The 20,299-nt window shown below is 60.0% G+C and carries 21 protein-coding genes, 1 tRNA gene and 1 pseudogene; 13 read left to right on the forward strand and 10 right to left on the reverse strand.

Annotated elements, in window-relative coordinates:
• Positions 1-23 precede the first annotated feature (23 nt).
• A complete protein-coding gene (locus CI807_RS14205) occupies positions 24-1,457 on the reverse strand; it encodes a M48 family metalloprotease (RefSeq protein WP_016975171.1) in 1,434 nt (477 codons plus the stop codon).
• 94 nt (positions 1,458-1,551) lie between these two features.
• Between CI807_RS14205 and CI807_RS14210 the strand changes: the two genes are divergently transcribed.
• The gene (locus CI807_RS14210) at positions 1,552-1,791 is read left to right on the forward strand and encodes a sulfurtransferase TusA family protein (protein ID WP_095015082.1); all 240 of its coding nucleotides are present in this window, start codon (positions 1,552-1,554) and stop codon (positions 1,789-1,791) included.
• Between the two features lie 31 nt (positions 1,792-1,822).
• Positions 1,823-2,893 carry an AI-2E family transporter gene (locus tag CI807_RS14215; RefSeq protein WP_016975172.1) on the forward strand — a complete coding sequence of 357 codons (1,071 nt, stop codon included), beginning with the start codon at positions 1,823-1,825 and terminating at the stop codon, positions 2,891-2,893.
• Positions 2,894-3,019: 126 nt separating this feature from the next.
• On the opposite strand, the gene CI807_RS14220 is transcribed toward CI807_RS14215, so the two are convergent.
• On the reverse strand, positions 3,020-3,493 hold the full coding sequence (locus CI807_RS14220) for a peroxiredoxin (RefSeq protein ID WP_016975173.1): 474 nt from the start codon (positions 3,491-3,493) through the stop codon (positions 3,020-3,022).
• Between the two features lie 10 nt (positions 3,494-3,503).
• Positions 3,504-4,064, reverse strand: coding sequence for a glycine cleavage system protein R (locus CI807_RS14225; RefSeq protein WP_003189463.1), 561 nt, complete (start codon positions 4,062-4,064; stop codon positions 3,504-3,506).
• A gap of 273 nt (positions 4,065-4,337) precedes the next feature.
• On the opposite strand from CI807_RS14225, the gene dapA reads away from it, so the two are divergent.
• The 5 genes from dapA to CI807_RS14250 all read left to right on the forward strand — a co-directional run bounded on the left by dapA (position 4,338) and on the right by CI807_RS14250 (position 8,027).
• The gene (gene dapA / locus CI807_RS14230; protein ID WP_016975174.1) at positions 4,338-5,216 is read left to right on the forward strand and encodes a 4-hydroxy-tetrahydrodipicolinate synthase; all 879 of its coding nucleotides are present in this window, start codon (positions 4,338-4,340) and stop codon (positions 5,214-5,216) included.
• A gap of 17 nt (positions 5,217-5,233) precedes the next feature.
• On the forward strand, positions 5,234-6,349 hold the full coding sequence (bamC, locus tag CI807_RS14235) for an outer membrane protein assembly factor BamC (RefSeq protein WP_095015083.1): 1,116 nt from the start codon (positions 5,234-5,236) through the stop codon (positions 6,347-6,349).
• Positions 6,350-6,353: 4 nt separating this feature from the next.
• On the forward strand, positions 6,354-7,112 hold the full coding sequence (locus CI807_RS14240; RefSeq protein ID WP_016975176.1) for an MBL fold metallo-hydrolase: 759 nt from the start codon (positions 6,354-6,356) through the stop codon (positions 7,110-7,112).
• A 27-nt stretch (positions 7,113-7,139) separates the two neighbouring features.
• Positions 7,140-7,853, forward strand: a complete 714-nt coding sequence (gene purC / locus CI807_RS14245) for a phosphoribosylaminoimidazolesuccinocarboxamide synthase (protein WP_028619348.1) — start codon at positions 7,140-7,142, stop codon at positions 7,851-7,853.
• A gap of 84 nt (positions 7,854-7,937) precedes the next feature.
• Positions 7,938-8,027 (forward strand) — tRNA-Ser (locus CI807_RS14250).
• Between the two features lie 62 nt (positions 8,028-8,089).
• Here the strand turns inward: CI807_RS14250 and CI807_RS14255 are convergent.
• Entirely contained in the window at positions 8,090-9,316 is a 1,227-nt protein-coding gene (locus CI807_RS14255; RefSeq protein WP_095015084.1) for an MFS transporter, read from the reverse strand.
• A 282-nt stretch (positions 9,317-9,598) separates the two neighbouring features.
• Between CI807_RS14255 and CI807_RS14260 the strand changes: the two genes are divergently transcribed.
• Together CI807_RS14260 and CI807_RS14265 are read left to right on the forward strand one after the other, a co-directional pair.
• Entirely contained in the window at positions 9,599-9,853 is a 255-nt protein-coding gene (locus tag CI807_RS14260) for a hypothetical protein (protein ID WP_016975185.1), read from the forward strand.
• A 142-nt stretch (positions 9,854-9,995) separates the two neighbouring features.
• Entirely contained in the window at positions 9,996-10,610 is a 615-nt protein-coding gene (locus CI807_RS14265; RefSeq protein ID WP_095015085.1) for a hypothetical protein, read from the forward strand.
• On the opposite strand, the gene CI807_RS14270 is transcribed toward CI807_RS14265, so the two are convergent.
• Positions 10,600-11,562, reverse strand: a complete 963-nt coding sequence (locus tag CI807_RS14270) for a LysR family transcriptional regulator (RefSeq protein ID WP_095015086.1) — start codon at positions 11,560-11,562, stop codon at positions 10,600-10,602. The genes CI807_RS14265 and CI807_RS14270 overlap by 11 nt on opposite strands.
• Before the next feature lie 158 nt (positions 11,563-11,720).
• Between CI807_RS14270 and CI807_RS14275 the strand changes: the two genes are divergently transcribed.
• The 3 genes from CI807_RS14275 to CI807_RS14285 are packed head-to-tail and all read left to right on the forward strand — an operon-like array spanning position 11,721 to position 15,323.
• Positions 11,721-13,040 carry an MFS transporter gene (locus tag CI807_RS14275; protein ID WP_095015087.1) on the forward strand — a complete coding sequence of 440 codons (1,320 nt, stop codon included), beginning with the start codon at positions 11,721-11,723 and terminating at the stop codon, positions 13,038-13,040.
• A gap of 13 nt (positions 13,041-13,053) precedes the next feature.
• Positions 13,054-14,283, forward strand: a complete 1,230-nt coding sequence (locus tag CI807_RS14280; RefSeq protein ID WP_095015088.1) for a Zn-dependent hydrolase — start codon at positions 13,054-13,056, stop codon at positions 14,281-14,283.
• Positions 14,284-14,294: 11 nt separating this feature from the next.
• Positions 14,295-15,323, forward strand: coding sequence for a histone deacetylase family protein (locus CI807_RS14285; protein WP_095015089.1), 1,029 nt, complete (start codon positions 14,295-14,297; stop codon positions 15,321-15,323).
• A gap of 46 nt (positions 15,324-15,369) precedes the next feature.
• On the opposite strand, the gene CI807_RS14290 is transcribed toward CI807_RS14285, so the two are convergent.
• The 3 genes and pseudogenes from CI807_RS14290 to CI807_RS14300 form a co-directional block, all read right to left on the reverse strand.
• The gene (locus CI807_RS14290) at positions 15,370-16,242 is read right to left on the reverse strand and encodes a hypothetical protein (protein WP_095015090.1); all 873 of its coding nucleotides are present in this window, start codon (positions 16,240-16,242) and stop codon (positions 15,370-15,372) included.
• A gap of 44 nt (positions 16,243-16,286) precedes the next feature.
• A pseudogene (locus CI807_RS14295) lies at positions 16,287-16,603 on the reverse strand (type II toxin-antitoxin system RelE/ParE family toxin).
• On the reverse strand, positions 16,600-16,881 hold the full coding sequence (locus CI807_RS14300; RefSeq protein ID WP_177409629.1) for a type II toxin-antitoxin system ParD family antitoxin: 282 nt from the start codon (positions 16,879-16,881) through the stop codon (positions 16,600-16,602). The pseudogene CI807_RS14295 and the gene CI807_RS14300 overlap by 4 nt, the downstream one beginning before the upstream one ends.
• A 330-nt stretch (positions 16,882-17,211) precedes the next feature.
• Here CI807_RS14300 and CI807_RS14305 point away from each other — a divergent pair, with 330 nt between their 5' ends.
• Complete coding sequence (locus tag CI807_RS14305) at positions 17,212-18,114, forward strand: LysR family transcriptional regulator (protein WP_095017547.1); 903 nt, start codon at positions 17,212-17,214, stop codon at positions 18,112-18,114.
• On the opposite strand, the gene CI807_RS14310 is transcribed toward CI807_RS14305, so the two are convergent.
• Both CI807_RS14310 and CI807_RS14315 read right to left on the reverse strand, forming a co-directional pair.
• The gene (locus CI807_RS14310; RefSeq protein ID WP_095017546.1) at positions 18,106-18,864 is read right to left on the reverse strand and encodes a substrate-binding domain-containing protein; all 759 of its coding nucleotides are present in this window, start codon (positions 18,862-18,864) and stop codon (positions 18,106-18,108) included. The genes CI807_RS14305 and CI807_RS14310 overlap by 9 nt on opposite strands.
• The gene (locus CI807_RS14315; protein WP_016975196.1) at positions 18,864-20,168 is read right to left on the reverse strand and encodes an MFS transporter; all 1,305 of its coding nucleotides are present in this window, start codon (positions 20,166-20,168) and stop codon (positions 18,864-18,866) included. Before CI807_RS14315 ends, CI807_RS14310 begins: the two co-directional genes overlap by 1 nt.
• Positions 20,169-20,299: the final 131 nt, after the last annotated feature.

Below are 20,299 nucleotides of genomic sequence, written 5' to 3' on the forward strand. Positions count from 1 at the left end.
GGGCTTTTTTGTGGGCGAGAGGTTTAGCTCATCATCCCTTTGACCAGGCGTTCCTGCTCGATCAGTTCGCGTTGACGGGCGTCGATGCGCGACGACAGCGGGAAGTTGTTGCCGGCGCGACGCTTGGCAAAGTCCAACTGCTGGATGGCCTGTTGAAAGTCACCCACTAGGGCAAAGTATTCGGCGCGGGCTTGGTGCAGGCCGATAATATTGCCGGACAAGCCGCGTGTCTCTGCGACCTGGTACCAGACGTCCGGATCATCCGGACGAGACTTGAGCAAGCTGTCCAGCGCCTTTTCCGCATCGGCGGTACGGTTCTGCTTGAGCAGAAGATCCACGCGTAGCTGATTCAGTGGGTAGTTGCCCGGATACTGAGTCAGCATTCGATCAGTACGTTGCTGGGCATCAGGCAGATGGTTGTTGTCTATCTCAAGCTGGATCAGCGCCAGGTTGTAGGTGATGTCGTTCGGCGCCTTGGCCAGTAACGCTGTCAGGTTTTCACGTGCTTGCTTGAACTGAGAACCCTTGATCTGGGCGATAGCCAGGCCATAACGCGCCACATCGTTTTTCGGGTTTTCGTCCAACTGCGCCTGGAAGCGCTTGGCAGCGAGTCCTGACGTGTCTTCGTATTGCAGCTGCACCCGTGCGCGAATCAGTTGATAACGCAGGCTGTCTTCCTTGCCGCCGGCTTTAGCTTGCTCGGCGCGGTTGCGGGTGTCGGCAATACGCGATTCGGTGACTGGGTGGGTCAGCAGGAATTCCGGCGGCTTGGCATCGAAGCGGTATTGGCGCATCAGGCGTTCGAACATGGTCGGCATGGACCGCGGGTCGTAACCGGCTTTTTCCAGGTTGAGGATGCCGATACGGTCGGCCTCTTGTTCGTTCTGACGCGAGAATCGGCGTTGTTCCTGGATAGCAGCGGCCTGGGTGCCGGCAATGGCGGCAATACCCGCGTCGCCCGCGCCGGCTGCTGCGGCAATGATGCCACCCAGCAGGGCCGCCATCATCGGGATCTGCATGCGCTGCTGGGCTTCCACGCCACGGGCGAAGTGGCGTTGGGATAAGTGCGCCAATTCGTGAGCCAGTACCGAGGCGTACTCCCCTTCGGTCTGGGCGTTGAGGAACAGGCCGCCGTTGACCCCGACAATCCCGCCAGGCGCGGCAAAGGCGTTCAATTGCGGGCTGTTGATCAGGATGAACTCCAGGCGCCGGTCGTTGACCTGGCTGGTTTCCACCAGCTTGTACACGCTGGTTTCGACGTAGTCCTTGAGCTGCGGATCGTTGAGTTGCGAGACTTGGCCTCGAAGGTAGGCCAGCCAGGCGCGACCCAACTGGTATTCCTGTTGTGGCGAGACAATGGCAGAACTGGCGTCGCCGAGTGACGGCAGGTCGTCAGCGAAGCCTGGGGAGGCCAGCAGGCAAGCCAGCGTCAGCAGGGTAGGGCGCAAAAAAGTCATGCACAAAGCCTTTCGACAAAGAGCTTACTGTAGCCGGACACTGAGCTTCGGACCAGATATTCTAAGCATCCCCGATGCTTGCCTGGAGTAAACCATGACCGACGCTGTAGCCTTTGATGCCGAACTCAATGCCAGCGGCCTCAATTGCCCGTTGCCTTTGCTCAAGGCCAAGCTGGAGCTCAATCGATTGGCCAGTGGCGCAGTGCTCAAGGTGATCGCCACGGACGCGGGCTCCCAGCGTGATTTTCGCACCTTTGCCAAGCTGGCCGGCCACGCGCTGTTGCATGAAGAAGATGCTGGCGGCGTGTACCGTTACTGGTTGCGCAAGGCTTGAACCGTTTGCCCCCACCCGCCGAGGTTGATTGATGTTCAAAGTGTTACGAGACTGGATCCAGCGCTACTTCTCTGATGAGGAGGCCGTGGTGCTGGCGGTCCTGCTGTTTCTGGCCTTTACGGCCGTGCTCACCTTGGGCGGCATGCTGGCGCCGGTACTGGCGGGGATGGTATTGGCGTATCTGATGCAAGGCTTGGTCACCACACTGGAGCGCTTGCGCTTGCCAGGCGGAGCCGCCGTGGGCCTGGTGTTCGCCTTGTTCATGGGGCTGCTGGTGCTGTTTATCGTGGTGGTACTGCCGTTACTGTGGCATCAGTTGATCACGCTGTTCAACGAACTGCCGGGCATGCTTGCCAAATGGCAGTCACTGTTGCTGCTGTTGCCGGAGCGCTACCCGCATCTGGTCTCGGACGAACAGGTGTTGCAGGCCATCGAAGCGGCACGCGGCGAGATCGGAAAATTCGGGCAATGGGCACTGACCTTTTCCCTGTCCAGCCTGCCGTTGCTGGTCAACATCATGATCTACCTGGTACTGGTGCCGATCCTGGTGTTCTTCTTCCTCAAGGACCGCGCCATGATTGGCCGCTGGGTGCGTGGCTACCTACCGCGCGAACGTGCGTTGATTACCCGGGTGGCGGAGGAAATGAACCGGCAGATTGCCAACTACATTCGCGGCAAGGTCATCGAGATCATTATCTGCGGGGGCGTGACTTATATCGCCTTCATTGCCCTGGACCTGAACTACGCGGCCTTGCTGGCGTTGCTGGTGGGGATTTCGGTGGTGGTGCCGTACGTCGGCGCCGTTGTGGTGACCGTGCCGGTGGCGCTGATTGCGCTGTTCCAGTGGGGCTGGAGCGACCAGTTCATCTACCTGATGGCGGTGTACGGGATCATCCAGACCCTGGACGGCAACGTGCTGGTGCCGCTGCTGTTCTCGGAGGCCGTCAACCTGCACCCGGTAGCGATCATCTGCGCGGTGTTGTTGTTCGGTGGGCTGTGGGGGTTTTGGGGTGTGTTCTTCGCGATCCCCCTGGCGACGCTGTTCAAGGCGGTGCTGGATGCTTGGCCTCGGCAAGAACCAGTGGTAGCACCAATGTTGTAGCAGTGTAGCCTTCTGTGGCGAGGGAGCTTGCTCCCGCTGGGCTGCGCAGCGGCCCCAAAAAAGCTGGGAGCGCTTCGCACTGGAGCGCCAGCCCGGTCCAGCGGGAGCAAGCTCCCTCGCCACAATTTATGCTTTGTTCAACGCCTGCGCTGCTGCCAAAACAGCATCCACATGCCCTGGCACTTTCACGCCACGCCATTCCTGACGCAACACTCCATCCTTGTCGATCAGAAAGGTGCTGCGATCCACACCCAGGTATTCCTTGCCGTACAGCTTCTTCAACTTGATCACATCAAACAGCTGGCAGACTGCTTCGTCCTTGTCGCTGATCAGCTCGAAGGGGAATGCCTGCTTGCCCTTGAAGTTCTCGTGGGACTTCACGCTGTCCCGCGACACACCAAACACTTCGGTGTTGGCCGCCTTGAATGCCGCGTACTGGTCGCGGAACCCCTGGCCTTCGGTGGTGCAGCCGGGCGTGCTGTCCTTCGGGTAGAAGTAGATCACCACTTGCTTGCCCTTGAGGGCTGCAAGGCTGAAGGTCTGGCCGCTGGTGGCCTGGGCTTCGAAATCGGCTACGGGTTTGTCGATGACTACCGCCATGAAAACTTCCTTACATTGGGTTCTGTGGGCGCCATGGCTCGATCAGTGCGTCGAGGTTCAGGGCATCGGCGAAATCCAGGAACTGGTCGCGCAGCCAGCTGATCTGCACGCCGGCCGGCAAGGTCACGGTAAACGTGGCGTTCAGCATGGTGCCGCCGGTTTGCGGGGCCTGGTAGGTGTCGCAGGTCAGGTTCTCCAGCTCGACGTTGTGGTCGATGAAGAACTGGCACAGCTCGTTGACGATGTCCGAACGATAGGCCGAGCTGACGTACGCCACATAAGGCAGGGCCTGGGGACGATTCTCCAGGGCGGCACTGCGCACCACATTGACTGTGAAGTCATGCTTCTTGGCCAGGCCTGGCAGGCCGGTTTCCAGGCGCGCCAGGGCGTCCCAGGAGCCGGAGATCTGCAGGACCAGCGCGCTGCACTCGCCGTGGCGGGTCAGGCGGGAGGTCACGACGGCGCAGCGGTTTTCATGGCTGGCGCGGCACAGGACGTTGGTCAGCTCCATGGGGTTGGCGCCGAGGGCACTGATAACAAGGAATTGTTCGCGAACTGTGGGGGTGGACATGCAGCCTTCCTAAAACGATGAGCGGTCGATACTGTGCGGGCTGTATCGATCAAAGGATGAAGGGTAGCGAAAACCGTCGCCAAGGGATAGGAGGTGGCGTTTTCATTGCGTGATCGGCTCGATTTCACCGTGCTCCAAGGCAGGCTTTGGCCCAATGATGGCATTGCCCGTCGTTTAGTTGCGCCATAACGCATCCTCAGGCGGTACTTCGCTTGTGCAAGCATCTTGGCGCCAGTACCATTACGGCTCTCTTTTTCCGGCAGGAGCGGTTGCATGATTGCGGGCAGTATGGTGGCACTGGTCACACCCATGGATGCACAAGGTCATCTCGACTGGGACAGCCTGGGCAAACTGGTGGACTTCCACCTGCAAGAAGGCACCAACGCCATCGTGGCGGTCGGCACCACCGGTGAATCGGCCACCCTCGATGTGGAAGAACACATCCAGGTCATCGAATTCGTGGTCAAGCGCGTCGCGGGTCGTATTGCCGTGATCGCCGGTACGGGCGCCAACTCGACGCGTGAAGCGATCGAGCTGACCAAGAACGCCAAGAAGGCCGGCGCCGATGCCTGCCTGCTGGTGACCCCGTACTACAACAAGCCAACCCAGGAAGGCTTGTACCAGCACTTCCGCGCCATCGCCGAAGCGGTCGACATTCCGCAGATCCTTTACAACGTGCCAGGCCGCACCGCGTGCGACATGAAGGCCGAGACCGTGATCCGCCTGTCCACCGTGCCGAACATCATCGGTATCAAGGAAGCCACCGGCGACCTGCAACGCGCCAAGGACATCCTGGCCGGCGTGAGCAGCGATTTCCTGGTGTATTCCGGTGACGACGCCACCGCCGTAGAGCTGATCCTGCTGGGCGGCAAGGGCAACATCTCCGTGACCGCCAACGTGGCCCCGCGTGCCATGAGCGAAATGTGCGCCGCCGCCATTGCCGGCGACGCCGTGACCGCTCGCGCGATCCACGAAAAGCTGATGCCGCTCAACAAGACACTGTTTATCGAATCCAACCCTATTCCCGTGAAGTGGGCACTGACTGAAATGGGCATGATGCCGGACGGTATCCGTCTGCCGCTCACCCGTCTCAGCGAAGCCTGTCACGAACCGCTGCGACAGGCCCTGCGCCAGTCCGGCGTCCTGGTTTAATTGAGGAAGCACTACGCATGAAGCGATTGGCCGGACTTTCCGCACTTGCCTTGATTATCTCCAGCACCAGTGGCTGCGGTTGGGTTTGGGGCCCGGAAGGCTACTTCCGTGACCGCGGTAGCGATTACCTGGAAGCCCAACCTACCAAACCGATGGAATTGCCGCCGGGCGTCAACGTCGCCAAGCGCCTTGACCCGTTGCTGCCGATTCCGCGTAACGTCGCCGACGACACCACCAAGGGTGAGTACGTGGTGCCGCGTCCACAGCCAATCTCGGCCGTGGCGGATGCCAGCGACTACAGCCTGCAGAAGAGCGGTGATTCCCGCTGGATCGTGGCCCAGCGCCCACCTGCCGAAGTCTGGCCAGTGGCCGTGCAGTTCTTCCAGGACAATGGTTTCCGCATCGACGAGCAGCGCCCGCAGACCGGTGAATTCACCACCGCATGGCAGCAGGGCAGCGAGCTGTCCGCCACCATGGCCAAACGCCTGCAGGCCGGTGGTGTAGCCGCCGACAGCGAAGCCCGTGTGCGTGTGCGCATTGAGCCAGGCGTGCAGCGCAATACCAGTGAAGTCTACGTGGTCAGCGCCGAGCGTCCGGCCGGCAGCACCGCCAATGTTGATTTCACCAACCGTTCGGTCAACACCGGTGTCGACTCGGCACTGGTCGACGAGATGCTGGCCAGCATGAGCCGTATCTCCGAGAAGGGCGGTTCGGTTTCCCTGCTCGCCGCACGGGATTACGACACCCCGAGCCGCGTCAGCCTCAGCGAAGACGGCAGCGGCAACGTGGTGCTGAACCTGGGTGAAGACCTCGACCGTGCCTGGGCCAGTGTTGGCCGTGCATTGGAGCAGGGCCCTTGGCGTGTAGAAGACATCAACCGCAGCCTGGGCCTGTACTACATCAACGTGGCCGAAAAGGCCGAGCGTAAAGATGAAGAGCCAGGTTTCTTCAGCAAACTGTTCGGCAGCCAGCCGACCAAGGAAGAAATCGAGACCCGTGCCGAGCGTTACCAGGTTCGTTTGAGCAAGGTTGGCGAAAGCGTACAAGTGACCGTCGAGAAGAACATCAACACCGTTGCGCCCGCTGAAACAGCGCGCAAAGTGTTGGGCGTGATTCAGGACAACCTGGGCTGATCCGATGCGTTTTGCCGTTCTCGGCAGCGGTAGCCAAGGGAACGGCACGCTGGTCGCACATGACGACACGTATGTGCTGGTGGATTGTGGTTTCTCGTTAAAAGAAACCGAGCGGCGCCTGCTGCGCCTGGGGGTTCACCCCGCGCAGTTGAGCGCGATTCTGGTGACCCACGAACATGCCGACCACGTGCATGGCGTGGGTTTGCTGTCTCGGCGCTACAATCTTCCGGTGTACCTCAGTCGCGGCACCTTGCGCGGGATGCGCAAACCCATTGAACCCGCAGGTTTCCTGGCCGGTGGCGAGCAGCTGCAAATCGGTGCCTTGAGCATCGAGGTGATTGCCGTGGCGCACGACGCCCAGGAGCCGACGCAATATGTCTTCAGTGATGGTGAGCGACGCTTCGGCGTACTCACCGACCTGGGTTCCTACTGCGCCAAGGTGCTGGACGGTTACCGGAACCTCGATGCCTTGATGATCGAGTCCAACCACTGTCGGGATCTGCTGGCTCGCGGTCATTACCCCTACTTTCTCAAGCAGCGGGTGGGCGGCGAACTGGGACATTTGAACAACCACCAGGCGGCGTACCTGGTGTATGAGTTGGGCTGGCAAGACTTGCAACACCTGGTCCTGGCCCACCTGAGCAGCAAGAACAACCTGCCGCAGCTGGCCCGGCAATGTTTTGTCGACACCCTTGGGTGCGACCCGGACTGGCTGCAACTGGCCGATCAAGATTCAGGGCTCGACTGGCGACACATCGCCTAGCCCACCATTTAGCAAGCGGAGCCCATCATGGAAAAACGTGAAGAACTCTACCGCGGCAAAGCCAAGTCGGTGTACAAGACCGACGACGCCAACCGCCTGATCCTGCTGTTTCGCAACGACACCTCGGCGTTCGATGGCAAGCGCATCGAACAACTTGACCGCAAAGGCATGGTGAACAACAAGTTCAACGCCTTCATCATGCAGAAACTCGAAGAGGCCGGCATTCCGACCCAATTCGACAAACTGCTGGGCGACAACGAGTGCCTGGTCAAGAAGCTCGACATGATCCCGGTTGAGTGCGTCGTGCGTAACTACGCCGCCGGCAGCCTGGTCAAGCGCCTGGGCGTGGAAGAAGGCCTCAAGCTCAACCCTTACACCTTCGAGCTGTTCCTGAAGGACGACGCCAAGGGCGACCCGTTCATCAACGAATCCCACGTCGTGGCGTTCGGCTGGGGCACCGCTGAGCAACTGGCGCGCATGAAAGAGTTGTCCCTCAAGGTCAACGAGGTCCTGAGCAAACTGTTCGACGACGCAGGCCTGCTACTGGTGGACTTCAAGCTGGAATTCGGCGTGTTCCACGACGGCTCCATCGTCCTGGGCGACGAATTCAGCCCGGACGGCTGCCGCCTGTGGGACAAAGACACCAAGAAGAAGATGGACAAGGACCGCTTCCGCCAGGGCCTCGGTGACGTCATCGAAGCCTACGAAGAAGTCGCCAACCGTCTGGGCGTACCGCTTTAATCGACGCAAGCATCTGATAGCACGGAAAAAAATCTCGCTTCGAGCTTTGCTTTCCTGAGTCACGCTGTTATGATGCGCGCCGTTGGAGAGATGCCAGAGTGGCCGAATGGGACGGATTCGAAATCCGTTGTACCTTCACCGGTACCTAGGGTTCGAATCCCTATCTCTCCGCCATTACATAGAAAAAGCCCCGTCGCTGAATAAGCGACGGGGCTTTTTCGTTTCTGCTGTCTGGCTTAGGCAGGCTGCGCCGCCAAGCTGTTACTGACATTGCGCCCCAACACCAGCACCGTCACAAACCCCACACCCACCAACGCCGTCGCCAGGCTCAACAGCACCGAGCTGCCCATCTGGTCGACGATCCGCCCGCCAAAGAACGACCCCAGCGCAATGATCACCTGGAACAACGCGACAAACAGCGGCATACCACGTTCCACATCCTTGGGCGCTACGACGAACATCCAGATACTGGCGCAAGCCGGGAAGGCGCCGAAGGCGAAGCCCCAGAGTGCGATCAGCATGGCGGCGCCCGTCAGGCCGGTGGCGAAGTAGGGGAACAGGGCGGTGCTGGTGCCGATCATCAGCGCGACCAGCAGGAGGGTGTAGCGCACGCTGCGGTTGGCGGCGAAACCGGCAAAAATGTTACCCGCCACACCGGCTATGCCAAACATCAGCAGCAATGAGCCGATGGTTGGGCCATCGAAGCCGGAGCTGTTCTTGAAGAAGGGGGCGACGTAGGTGTACGCGGCAAAATGCGCCAGGCCGATCAACAGTACCGCGATCAAGCCGACCCGAGCCCGTGGGTTGATGAACAACGCCGGCAGGTCGCTGACGAGAATGGCTTTTTCCGGCTTGAGTATGGGGAGCAAGAGGACCTGTGCCAACAGCACTGGCAGGCCCACCAGCGCGGTGACCAGGAAGGTCATGCGCCAGCCCATCAGGCCGCTGAGCCAAGTGCCGACGGGCACGCCGAGTACGGTGGCCAGTGTCACGCCCATCATGATGATTGAAGTGGCCTTCGCCACGTCCACGCCCCTGGGGGCCAGGCGGCCGCTGAGGGCGATGGCCGTGGCCCAGAAACCGCCGATGCTGATGCCCAGCAATACGCGACCGAATAGCAGAAGGCTGAAATCACTGGCGAAAGCCACGACCATGTTGGCGATGATCATGATCAGCGTCAGGCCGATCAGTAGGTAGCGGCGATCCATAGCGCCAATGATCACTGACAGCAGAGGGGCGGCGAGCGCGGCCATGATGCCGGGCAGGGTGACCATCAGGCCTGCGTGGCCGGCACTGATGCCCAGGTCCGCAGCCACATCGTTGAGTACGCCCACCGGTAGAAACTCGCTGGTCACCAGGGCAAAGGCGCCCACGGCGACCGAGAGGATCGCCAGCCACTGCTGTTTGACGCTCTGTTGATTATGTTCGGGAAGGCCGCGGGGGGCCTGGCTGGCACTTGGCATGGTGTTGGGTTCCAGGGTGAACGTCGCCCGAAGCGAGGCGAGGGGGAAGGAAAGTGGAGGCGATTATAGGAATCAGCGCTGAAAATCGGGCAGGTGCTCGTTTCGATAGTAATCATCAGTGCTATCGATGCGACGCTCTAGCGCGCACTACGTGAGCCATACACCTTTCATTCAGCCTTCCCCAACGCTGCCTACAGGCAGCGCATTGCAGTGGCTCCGGCAACTGATTACTTTGTGGTAGCGCACTCGATCAGGCGCTTCCCACTGCAAAGGAATTGCATCATGAGCAAGAACACGAAAAAAACCTCCGGCAAGATAGCGGCTCTGGCGGCCAATACCCTCAATGATCCAGACGCTTCAGTCATTGCCAAAAGCCTTGCTGCTTCGGCGCTGGCTCAGCGCAGTACCGAGAAGCAGACGAGCGCTGAGCTGGAAGAAAAGGCGGGGAAAGTGCTTCAAAGCGACAAGTACAGTGAGGACACAAAATCCCTGGCCGCGTCGGTTCTCTCCCAGGCCAATAAAGAACGGGGAAGCTGAGTAAAAGGCTCACCCACATCGGACGCCCAGGCATGTCGACGGAATAAACACAGCGCCTCAACCGTTAACCCCATAGAACTGCCGACGCCCGTGCACCTGCTGGAGTTCTGTTCGGGGTTATCGATTGATTTGGGAGAGGTCCATGCTTGTTTATCGGAACACACTCAGCGAAGCGTTGCCGCTTCGTGAACGTCCGGGCGCGATCGGTTTGGTGTTGAGCCTGGAAGGCGCCCGCTACTATGTATTTGTCAGTCGGCAATCACGCGATCAGGTCGCCAACAGCGCTGTGGGCAATAAGCTGAGGGTCAGTGCGCAACTGCTCAAAGTCCCGCCATCCCCGCAGATACACCAGGCGAAGTACGCTGAATTGCTGCCCATTGCGCGGGACCTGGCAACGCAACGGGGGGTGGAGGCCGAAAGCCGGCATGCCGAAGAGTTGTTGATCGAGCACTTTGATGAATGCGTGCAAAATTTCGTCGCGTTGCGCGGTCGTCCGCCGGCAAAAGCCGAGGTGTTTCTGTCCCACTGTCCCTGCCAATCCAAAGACCCAGGCGCCAGCCCGGCGCGCATGCTTGCCGGCACCTATTACGAGGCCACCTGCAAAGCCAAGTTGATCAAGTTCTGCACGACCGGCACCCGTGCCGCGATTTCCTGGAAGGTGTATTACCAATTCGACATCGGCACATCGAAGCTCGATATCAATGAGAACCTCGGCAATCTAACCCTGTGCAAGCAGCCGGCGTTCATCAACTTTTAGCAACGTGCGCGCCGTGGTCAGCCAGGCGCGCGGTCAGGCTCTGAATAAACACGGTTTCTGCACGGCTCATCTTCTGCTCCCGATTCCACAGTAGATGAATGTCCACGTCCGTTATTCCCTCATCCGGTGGTAACCGCCAGAGCAGCCCGTTTTTCACATCTTCCGCGACGACATGGATCGGCAGGCAGCCCAGGCCGAAGCCGGCGATCACCAATCGCCGCACTTCTTCCAGGCTTGAAGACGACGCCACAATCCGCCCACTGAACCCTTGTTGATCCCGGAAAATCGTTAACGGCGAGAGCATCCCGCCAATCTGGTCGCTGGTAAAACTGACGAAGTTCTCAGATTGCAGGTCCCCCTCTGCCAAACCGATGCGCCCGAACAATGGATGGTGTCGCCCACAAAAAAACGCATAGCGCTGGCGCAGGAACAGGTGTTGTTCCAAGCGTGGCTGCGGCCGACGGTTGAGGCTCAGACCCAGGGTCGCGGTTTTTTCCAGGAGTGCGGCGACGATGTCCGAGCTGCGCATTACCTCGACTTCCAGGTCGACCCGAGGATGTTCACGATGAAACCCCGCCAGAAATTCATCGAAGGTGTCCGAATTGATGCGGCTGATCATCAGCAATCGCACTTTGCCGATTACCTCATCGCCCGGTTTTTGCAGGGCATTGCTCATCTGCGACACCTGGCCGTACATCTCGCCGGCGATGGCGAAGATCTGCTCACCGGCCTCCGTCAACACAAAGCGCGGACCACGACGGACGATGAGCTGGCAGTCGAGTTGTTCTTCCAGGCGCTTGAGCGCCTGGCTGATCGCCGGCTGGGTCAGGTGCAGGCGGGCGGCGGCGCGGCTGATGCTCAGCTCCTGGCCGATCACACGGAAAGTGCGCAGCAGGTTCCAGTCCAGGCGGTCGTTGAGCAAGGGATGAATGTCGCGGCGGGCTTCGGGCATGGCGCAGCTCGATAATAAGCAGGATTTATAATTGGAATAATAAATAGAAAATTGACTAATCATAGCCCCGCGACGATAAATCACCCTCAACAAGCGCCATCAGAGCGCATGCGTTCGACCTTTCTCCTGCCAAAAAAATAACCAAAGGAGCCAGCCCCATGAAGCCTTCCGCTTTGCCCCAGCCCCGCCGTGCTGCGGCCGCCGCTTTTATCGGCACCATGATCGAGTGGTACGACTTTTACATCTACGCCACTGCCGCAGCGCTGGTGTTTGGCCAACTGTTTTTCCCCTCCGAAGACAAACTCTTCAGCACCATGGCGGCGTTCGGCACCTTTGCCGTGGGTTTCTTCGCACGGCCGTTGGGCGGCATTGTGTTCGGGCACATCGGTGACCGGATTGGCCGCAAGAAATCCCTGGTGATCACCCTGGTGATGATGGGCGTGGTGACCGTGTGTATCGGTCTGCTACCCACCTATGCGCAGATCGGGGCCGCGGCGCCGGTGCTGCTGATCCTGCTGCGCGTAGTGCAGGGTATTGCCGTTGGCGGCGAGTGGGGCGGTGCGGTGTTGATGGCGGGCGAGCATGCGCCGAAAGGTCGCCGCAACTTCTTCGCTTCCTTCGCGCAATTGGGCAGCCCGGCTGGGCTGATCCTGTCGCTGCTCGCGTTCAGTGCGGTCACCCGTCTGCCGGAAGAAGAGTTATTGAGCTGGGGCTGGCGCGTGCCGTTCCTGGCCAGTGCGTTGCTGTTGGTGGTCGGCCTGGCGATTCGCCTGGGCGTGAATGAGTCGCCAGAATTTCTTGAAGACAAAGCCTTGGCGGAAAAAGCGCGGGCGATCAAGAAAGACCAGGCGCCTGTCATAGAGGTGTTGCGAACCGCCTGGCGCCCACTGCTGCTGTGCATCGGTGCCAACACCCTGGGCATTGCCGGCGTCTATTTCACCAACACTTTCATGATTGCCTACAGCACTCAGCAACTGGGCCTACCGCGTTCGCTGATTCTTGAGTGCCTTTTCTTTGTCGCCATCATCCAGTTCTGCGTCCAGCCGCTGGCCGCCTGGGTGGCGGAGAAGGTTGGTGCCACGCGTTTCCTGTGCGCAATGACGGTGCTGGCCATGGCTTCGCCTTATCCCATGTTCGTATTGGTCAGCAGTGGCCAGGCGCCGTTGATCATCCTCGGCATCGCCTTGGCGGTGGTGTGCATGGCCTCGTTTTATGCCGTGATCGCCGGCTTCGTCAGCGGCCTGTTTGAAACCCGCGTGCGCTACACCGCGATCTCCCTGGCCTACCAGGTTTGCGGTGCGCTGGCGGGTGGTCTTACGCCGTTGATCGGCACCTGGCTGGCCCACGAATACCAAGGCCAATGGTGGCCGATGGCAGTGTTCTACAGCTTGATCGCGGCGGTCTCGCTGGTGTGTGTGCTGGCGTTGTCGCGTCGGCATGCCACCGCCCACCGCCATGAAATGGCCCATAGTGTTTGATGGAGTGTCTGTAATGTTGAAGATCAATGGCGAGCGCCTGTGGGCCAGCCTGATGGCCATGGCCGAGATTGGCGCCACGGCGCGCGGCGGCAGTTGCCGCCTGGCCTTGAGTGGCGAAGACCAAGCCGGTCGCGAACTGTTCAGCCACTGGTGCACGGCCGCCGGGCTGACCCTGAGCGTGGATGCCGTCGGCAATCTATTCGCCCGTCGTGCCGGCACGGACAACGACGCGGCGCCCGTAATGATGGGCAGCCACCTCGACACCCAACCTGAAGGTGGGCGTTTCGACGGCGTCTACGGTGTATTGGCGGGTCTGGAGGTGATCCGTAGCCTTGACGATCATGGGATCCAGACACGCAAGCCACTGGAAATCGCGGTATGGACCAACGAGGAGGGCGCGCGTTTTACGCCAGCCATGCTCGGTTCGGCGGTATTCACCGGCACCCTGTCACTGGACAAGGCCCTGGCCACCGCCGATGTCGATGGCATCAGTGTGGCCGAGGCTTTGCGTGCTACCGGCTACAACGGCTCACGCCCCTTGGGCAGCGCGGTGGATGCGTATTTCGAAGCGCATATCGAGCAGGGTCCGATTCTTGAGGACAACGCCAAGAGCATCGGCGTGGTCACCGGAGGTCAGGCGATTCGCTGGCTGGATGTGCGCGTCGAGGGCATGGCCGCCCACGCCGGCACTACGCCGATGCCGCTGCGTAAAGACGCCTTGTATGGCGCCGCACAGATGATCCAGGCGTTGGAGAACCTGGCGGTGGATTTTGCCCCTGAAGGTCTGACCACCGTGGGTGAATTGAGCATCGCCAAATCGTCACGTAACACCATCCCTGGCCTACTGAATTTCACCGTCGATTTGCGTCACCACCGCGACAGCGATATCGACGCCATGGAGCAGCAGGTGCGCCGACAATTGCAGGCCATCGCCGAGCAACGCGGATTGTCCGTGACCGTAACCCCACACTGGATCAGCCCGGCCACACCTTTTGACGCCGACTGCGTTACCTGCGTGCAAACTGCTGTGGATGCCCTGGGTTACAGCCAGCAACGCATCGTCAGCGGCGCCGGCCACGACGCCATCCACCTGGCGCGCTATTGCCCGACAGCGATGATCTTCATCCCTTGCGTCGGCGGCCTCAGTCACAACGAAGCCGAAGACGTGTTGCCCGAGGATGTGCGCCAGGGCGCCGACGTATTGCTCAACGCCGTGTTGAAGCGCGCCGGCCAGGTTTGGTAAGGAGATTTTTTATGCGTACGTTTTTCCACCCCGAACAACTGCTGCATCATCCGCGCAGCTACTACTCCCGAGGCCAGATGCGCACGCCGCAGGAGGTTCCCGAGCGCGCTCGCAACCTGCTGTTGGCCGCGCAAACCTTGGGTTTCGACATCCAGCAGCCGCAGGACTACGGCCTCGATCCATTGCTGGCCGTACACGGTGCGTCCTACCTGGCTTTCCTGCAGGAGGCCCACCAACGCTGGAAGGAAATCCCTGAAGACTGGGGTGACGAAGTCATGTCCAACATCTTCGTGCGCGAGCCCAACGCCCTGCGCGGCATCCTTGCCCAGGCGGCGCGCTACCTGGCAGATGGCAGTTGCCCGATTGGCGAACTGACCTGGCGCTCGGCCTATTGGTCGGCCCAGAGCGCCGTTGCTGCCGCCAAGGACATTCTTGATGGCGCTCCGGCGGCCTACGCTCTCTGTCGTCCACCGGGCCATCATGCTCGTTACGATGCGGCAGGAGGATTTTGTTACATCAACAATGCCGCAGTTGCTGCACAAGCATTGCGCCAAGGTTTTCAGCGCGTCGCCGTGCTCGACACCGACATGCACCACGGCCAAGGCATTCAGGAGATTTTCTACGACCGCGACGACGTGCTTTACGTCTCGATTCACGGTGACCCCACCAACTTCTACCCTGGCGTTGCCGGCTTCGCCGAAGAGCGCGGTAGCGCAGCAGGTGAAGGCTTTAATCTCAACCTGCCAATGCCCCACGGTGCCAGCGAGGCGGTGTTCTTCGAAAAACTGGAACTGGCCTTGGCTGCGGTGAAAAACTTCTCGACAGATGTGTTGGTTCTGTCACTGGGTTTCGATATCTACGAGTTGGACCCGCAGAGCAAAGTCGCCGTTACACGTGAAGGGTTCGCACGGTTGGGTGAGTGCATTCGCGGGTTGGGATTGCCCTGTGTGATCGTGCAGGAGGGTGGGTATCACCTGGAGACGCTGGATAGCAATGCGCGGGCGTTTTTTAATGGCCCGCAGGCGTGGAAGCCGCGTTAACCTGTGAGCACCGCCTCAACCTATGGAGGAGGCGGTGGTGCGATGTTCACGGTAAGGATTTACCTGTGTCGGGTACTAGTTCCAACACCCGATCCCGCCCACCCTCGGCCAGCAGATAGGTCCCTCGACCGGTCGGCACAATCGACTGCGGCGCCTTCAGGAACGATAAGATCGTCCGTTGGTGCCCCAGCTTATCAATCAGCAACAACCTCGCCCGATGCGTGGAGTCCTCATTGACCCACAGCCCACGTTCGTCACACATCAAAAACGTCGGTTTGTTAAAGCCGCCCAGCACCACCGGATCACTTCCGTCTTCCGTCAGTTCACGTACCACACCTTTTTTCTTCTCGGTGTAGAGCATGCGCCCATCGGTGCAACGCACAATGGACTCGCCCTCCTGAAGCTGATCACGCAGTACGGTCAGGGACTGGTCGCTCCAGCGGTAACGCAATAGTCGTCCGAAAGGCTTGCGGTCCTCGATGGCATAGAGGTAGTCACCGTCATCCCACAGGCCCTGCACGCTTTCGCCTCTGAACAGTTCGGTGACGACACCGTCCTTGAGAAAACTCACGGGCAGGTCGGTGGACTCCTGGCTGAATACCCAACCACCGCGGGTGGCGAACAAACCATCGGGTTTGGACAGGCTGCTCACCACCACTTCACGGCTGCCATCCTTGAGGATGCGCACAATGCTGCCCTTGGTGTCATCGAGTTCCTGGCTGACCATCAACGAACCATCGGCCAGAGGCATCAGTGAAGCAGCCTTCGGCACATCGCGATGCAGTACCTGCACGCTCCAGCCGCTGGCTGCGCTGACAGGGTAGAAGCTTTGCCAGGCAAAGAACCCCAGGGTGGCGATGCACAACAGGCCGATTACCCAGAGCCCCGGCTTCAGTGCTCGGTGCGGAGCGCTGTTCATTCTTCCAACTGTCTTGTTCATTGATCACTCTTATTGGTAAGGGATTACTCCCCATCCCCCTGCAACAATGCTGTGTAGTCCTGCCCGCCGTAAAATAGCCCAGGATCGACACTGTTTCGTTATCGGAGTCCACCATGAATGCGATAACGGTGGTACGTCGATAGTGAGTGATGCGTAAGTGGCTCAGCAGGTCGTCACGTCGGCTGCCGCGCAAGGGAAACAGGCAAAGGTTTTCGCAGTAGCGGATGAGGTTGTCGATAAAGCGTGCAGCTACAACGGGGGAACCGGCATCGCTGATGTAGTCTTCAAGGGCGTCGAGTTGCGCCAACGCTTCAGGCGAAAAGGCTACCGCGTAACTCACGCTTTCCCGGTGCCTTTTCGTTGACGCTTGGCTGCCATGTGTTCTCGAACCTGTTCGACGGACAGCGCGCGCTCGGGCTCGGCCTTGAGGGCTGCCGCAGCTGGGATCACCTCGTCCCGCAGCCAGTCTTCCATGGCGCGATCACGGGCCAGCAAGACCCTCAGGCCGTCGCGGATCACTTCACTTTCGGATGCATATTCACCGGCCGCGACCTTGGCTTTGACCAAGGCAGCCATTTCGATTGGCAACGTAATGCTCATTTGCAGGGTTGAGCGCATGTGGAAGTTCGCCGAAGGAGGGTAGGATTCAATCCTACTTGACCACTGGCGTGATGCAAGAAGCAACTGATCGATGCCGATATCCAGCATCTCGTCGTCTGTCCAGAAGTAAGGGGTTTCCATGCGTGCTACATCTCCCGTTGTGAAGGTCAGGCCGCAAGTATTGACCCATTTCGACGATTGCGTGGCCGCAAAAAACCCAATAACCCACTGATATGTATGACTTCATATTTGTAGCAGGGTTATTACAACAAGCCGGTCCCAGCATGCATGGCGCGCCATCGGCTCCCATACGATAATGCCTGCCACCTCGACCACATTGGCCTTCCCGTGATCATCAACTTCGACCTCAACGACCTCCAAGCCTTCCGCGCCGTGGTAGACAAAGGCAGTTTTCGCGGTGCCGCCGAAGCTATCCGGATCTCGCAGCCGGCCCTCAGCCGGCGTATCGAAAAGCTTGAGACCGCCCTGGATGTGAAGCTGTTCGAACGCACCACGCGGCGCGTCAGCCTGACCATGGTCGGCCGTGCGTTTCTGCCTCAGGTCGAGCGCATGCTCGATGACCTCGACGTGGCGCTCATGGGCATCAGTAATGTCGCGTCCACACGCATGGGTAATGTCACCATCGCGTGCGTGCCGTCCACCGCGTACTATTTCATGCCCCACGTGATCTCCGAATTCCACAAGTTGTATCCGAAAATTCGCTTGCGGGTGCTGGATGCCAGCGCCGGTGAAGTGTGCAATGCCGTAGAAAGTGGCGAAGCGGATTTCGGCGTGAGTTTCAGCGGCAGCCTGGCCGATGAAGTGGAGTTCGAACTGCTGCTGCAGGAGCGCTATGTGCTGGCCTGTCGCCGCGATCATCCCCTGGCCCAGCGTGACAGCGTGACCTGGTCCGAAGCCTACGAACACGACTACATCACCGTGGACAAGACCTCTGGTAACCGCTTCCTGCTCGACCAGGCGTTGCGTGGCGTGCGGGTGAAAAAGCCGAGTATCTGCGAGACGCACCACGTAACGACGATGATCGGACTGGTGGAGGCGGGATTGGGGGTGGCGATGGTGCCCTCGATTGCCATGCCGGCGGGCGAGCACCCGATCCTGGTGAGTGTGCCGCTGGTGGAGCCGCAGGTGATGCGCAATGTGGGCTTGATAAAACGCCGCGGGCGGACCTTGCCGCCAGCGGCGCTGGAGTTGGAGCGGTTGGTGCGGGAGATGCCGTTTCGGTCAGCGTGACACCGAGTCCAGGCCGGTGGCTTGCACCACTGGTTGCGCCTGGGGCGACGCCAAGTACTGCAACAAGGCCTTGGCCTGTTCAGGGTGTTCGGCATTCACCGGGATACCGGCGGCGAACCGCGTCACCGATTGCACATCTTCCGGGATCTTGCCGACGTAGGTCACACCCGGCACCGGCAGCAATTCCGCAACTTGTTGCAGGCCCACTTCGTAGTCACCCTTGGCGACCTGTTCGGCCACCGGCAGGCGTTCGATCATGGTGCCCTTGGCGGGCATGCCGAGCTTTTTGAACAACTCCTTCTCGACATACACACCGCTGGCGCTGTCCGAGTAAGCCACGGATTTGGCTTTGCTCAGCGCGGCTTTCAGTTCGGCATCCGTACCGATTGCAGGTTTGACCGCTCCCGCTTTGACCACCAGGCCGATGCGCGAGTCCGCCAGTTCCACGCGGGAGGCCGGGTCGACCTTGCCTTGTTTGATCAGGTCATCCAGGGCGTAGCCGACCATGATCACCACGTCGGCGTGTTCGCCACGGGCGAGACGGTTGGGGATCGCTTCCGGCGCCTTGCCCATGGACGGACCGAGGATGGTGTCGAGGCTGTCACCGCTTTGCTTGGCGTACTGCGGACCAAGCAGTTTATAGGCGGCGGTGAAGCCACCCGATGTCATCACCTTGAGCTGTTCGGCCTGGGCCGACAGCGCCAGGGCGCCGAGGGCCAGGGCCGTCAGGGTCTTGAGCAACGGCTTGATCATGCCGCCTCCTGCATCACCTGGCCACGGGTGTTGGCGCGACGATACAGCGCCAGGGTCGAGCACAGCGCGCAGGCGGCGGCGAACATCATCCAGTAGGCCGGCGAGGCCTTGTCTTCGGTGATGTGGATGAACCAGGTGGAAATCGCCGGGGTAAAACCACCGAAAATCGCGGTCGCCAGGCTGTAGGCCAGGGAGAAACCTGCCACGCGCACTTCCACCGGCATGATTTCGGTCAGGGCCGGGATCATGGCGCCGTTGTACATGCCGTACAGGAAGGAGAACCACAGCAGGGTTTCCAGCATGTGGGCGAAGCTTGGTGCATTCACCACGTAGGACAGCGCTGGATAAGCGGTCAGAACCGTCAGCACGGTCATGGCGATCAGTACTGGCTTGCGACCAAAACGGTCGCTCAGCGTGCCGCCGATCGGTAACCAGACAAAGTTCGACACCGCCACCAGCAGGGTCACCAGCAGGGCGTCGGAAGTGCTCAATTGCAGCACGGTCTTGCCGAAGGTCGGCGCGTACACGGTGATCAGGTAGAACGCGGTGGTGGTCATCGCCACCATCAGCATTCCGCCGATCACCACGGTCCAGTTCTTCACCAGGGTGGCCAGCACTTCACGCATGGTTGGGCGATGCTTGCGGTTGGCGAATTCTTCGGTTTCCTGCAGGTTGCGACGCAGGATGAAGATGAACGGGATGATCACGCAGCCGATGGCGAACGGAATGCGCCAGCCCCAATCGGCTACCACGGCAGGTTCCATCCACACGTTCAGGCCATAACCCAGCGCGGCGGCGACCACGATGGAGATCTGTTGGCTGCCCGATTGCCAGCTGGTGTAGAAGCCTTTGCGGCCTGGGGTGGCCATCTCAGACAGGTAAACCGAGACACCGCCCAGTTCTGCGCCGGCCGAGAAGCCTTGCAACAGGCGACCCAGCAGCACCAGTAATGGAGCCCACAGGCCAATGGTGTGATAACCGGGCACCAGCACGATCAGCAGCGTGCCGCTGGCCATGATCGACAGGGTCACGATCAACCCTTTGCGACGACCCACGTCATCGATGTAGGCCCCCAGGATGATCGCGCCCAATGGACGCATCAGGAAGCCCGCGCCGAACACGGCGAAGGTCATCATTAATGACGCAAACTCATTAGCGGCAGGAAAGAACGCGGCAGCGATGTAGGTGGCGTAGAAACCGAACAGGAAGAAGTCGAACTGTTCGAGGAAATTGCCCGAAGTCACGCGGAAAACCGCACCCACTTTCGAGCGGGCAGAGTCGGGTCGGGTAGGGCTAGTCATGGTTTTGTGTCTCCAGCGTTCTTTTTAAAGTGCTTGTTTCGCCTAAGACCGAGAATAGTGGCTGACACATTTAGAAATGATAAGTGACAAATTTGGATAGATTGATGCGTGCTGACTATTAATTGGAGCGG

The sequence above is a fragment of the Pseudomonas sp. NS1(2017) genome (genome assembly GCF_002269425.1).
In the GTDB taxonomy this organism is placed as follows: Bacteria; Pseudomonadota; Gammaproteobacteria; order Pseudomonadales; family Pseudomonadaceae; genus Aquipseudomonas; species Aquipseudomonas reactans.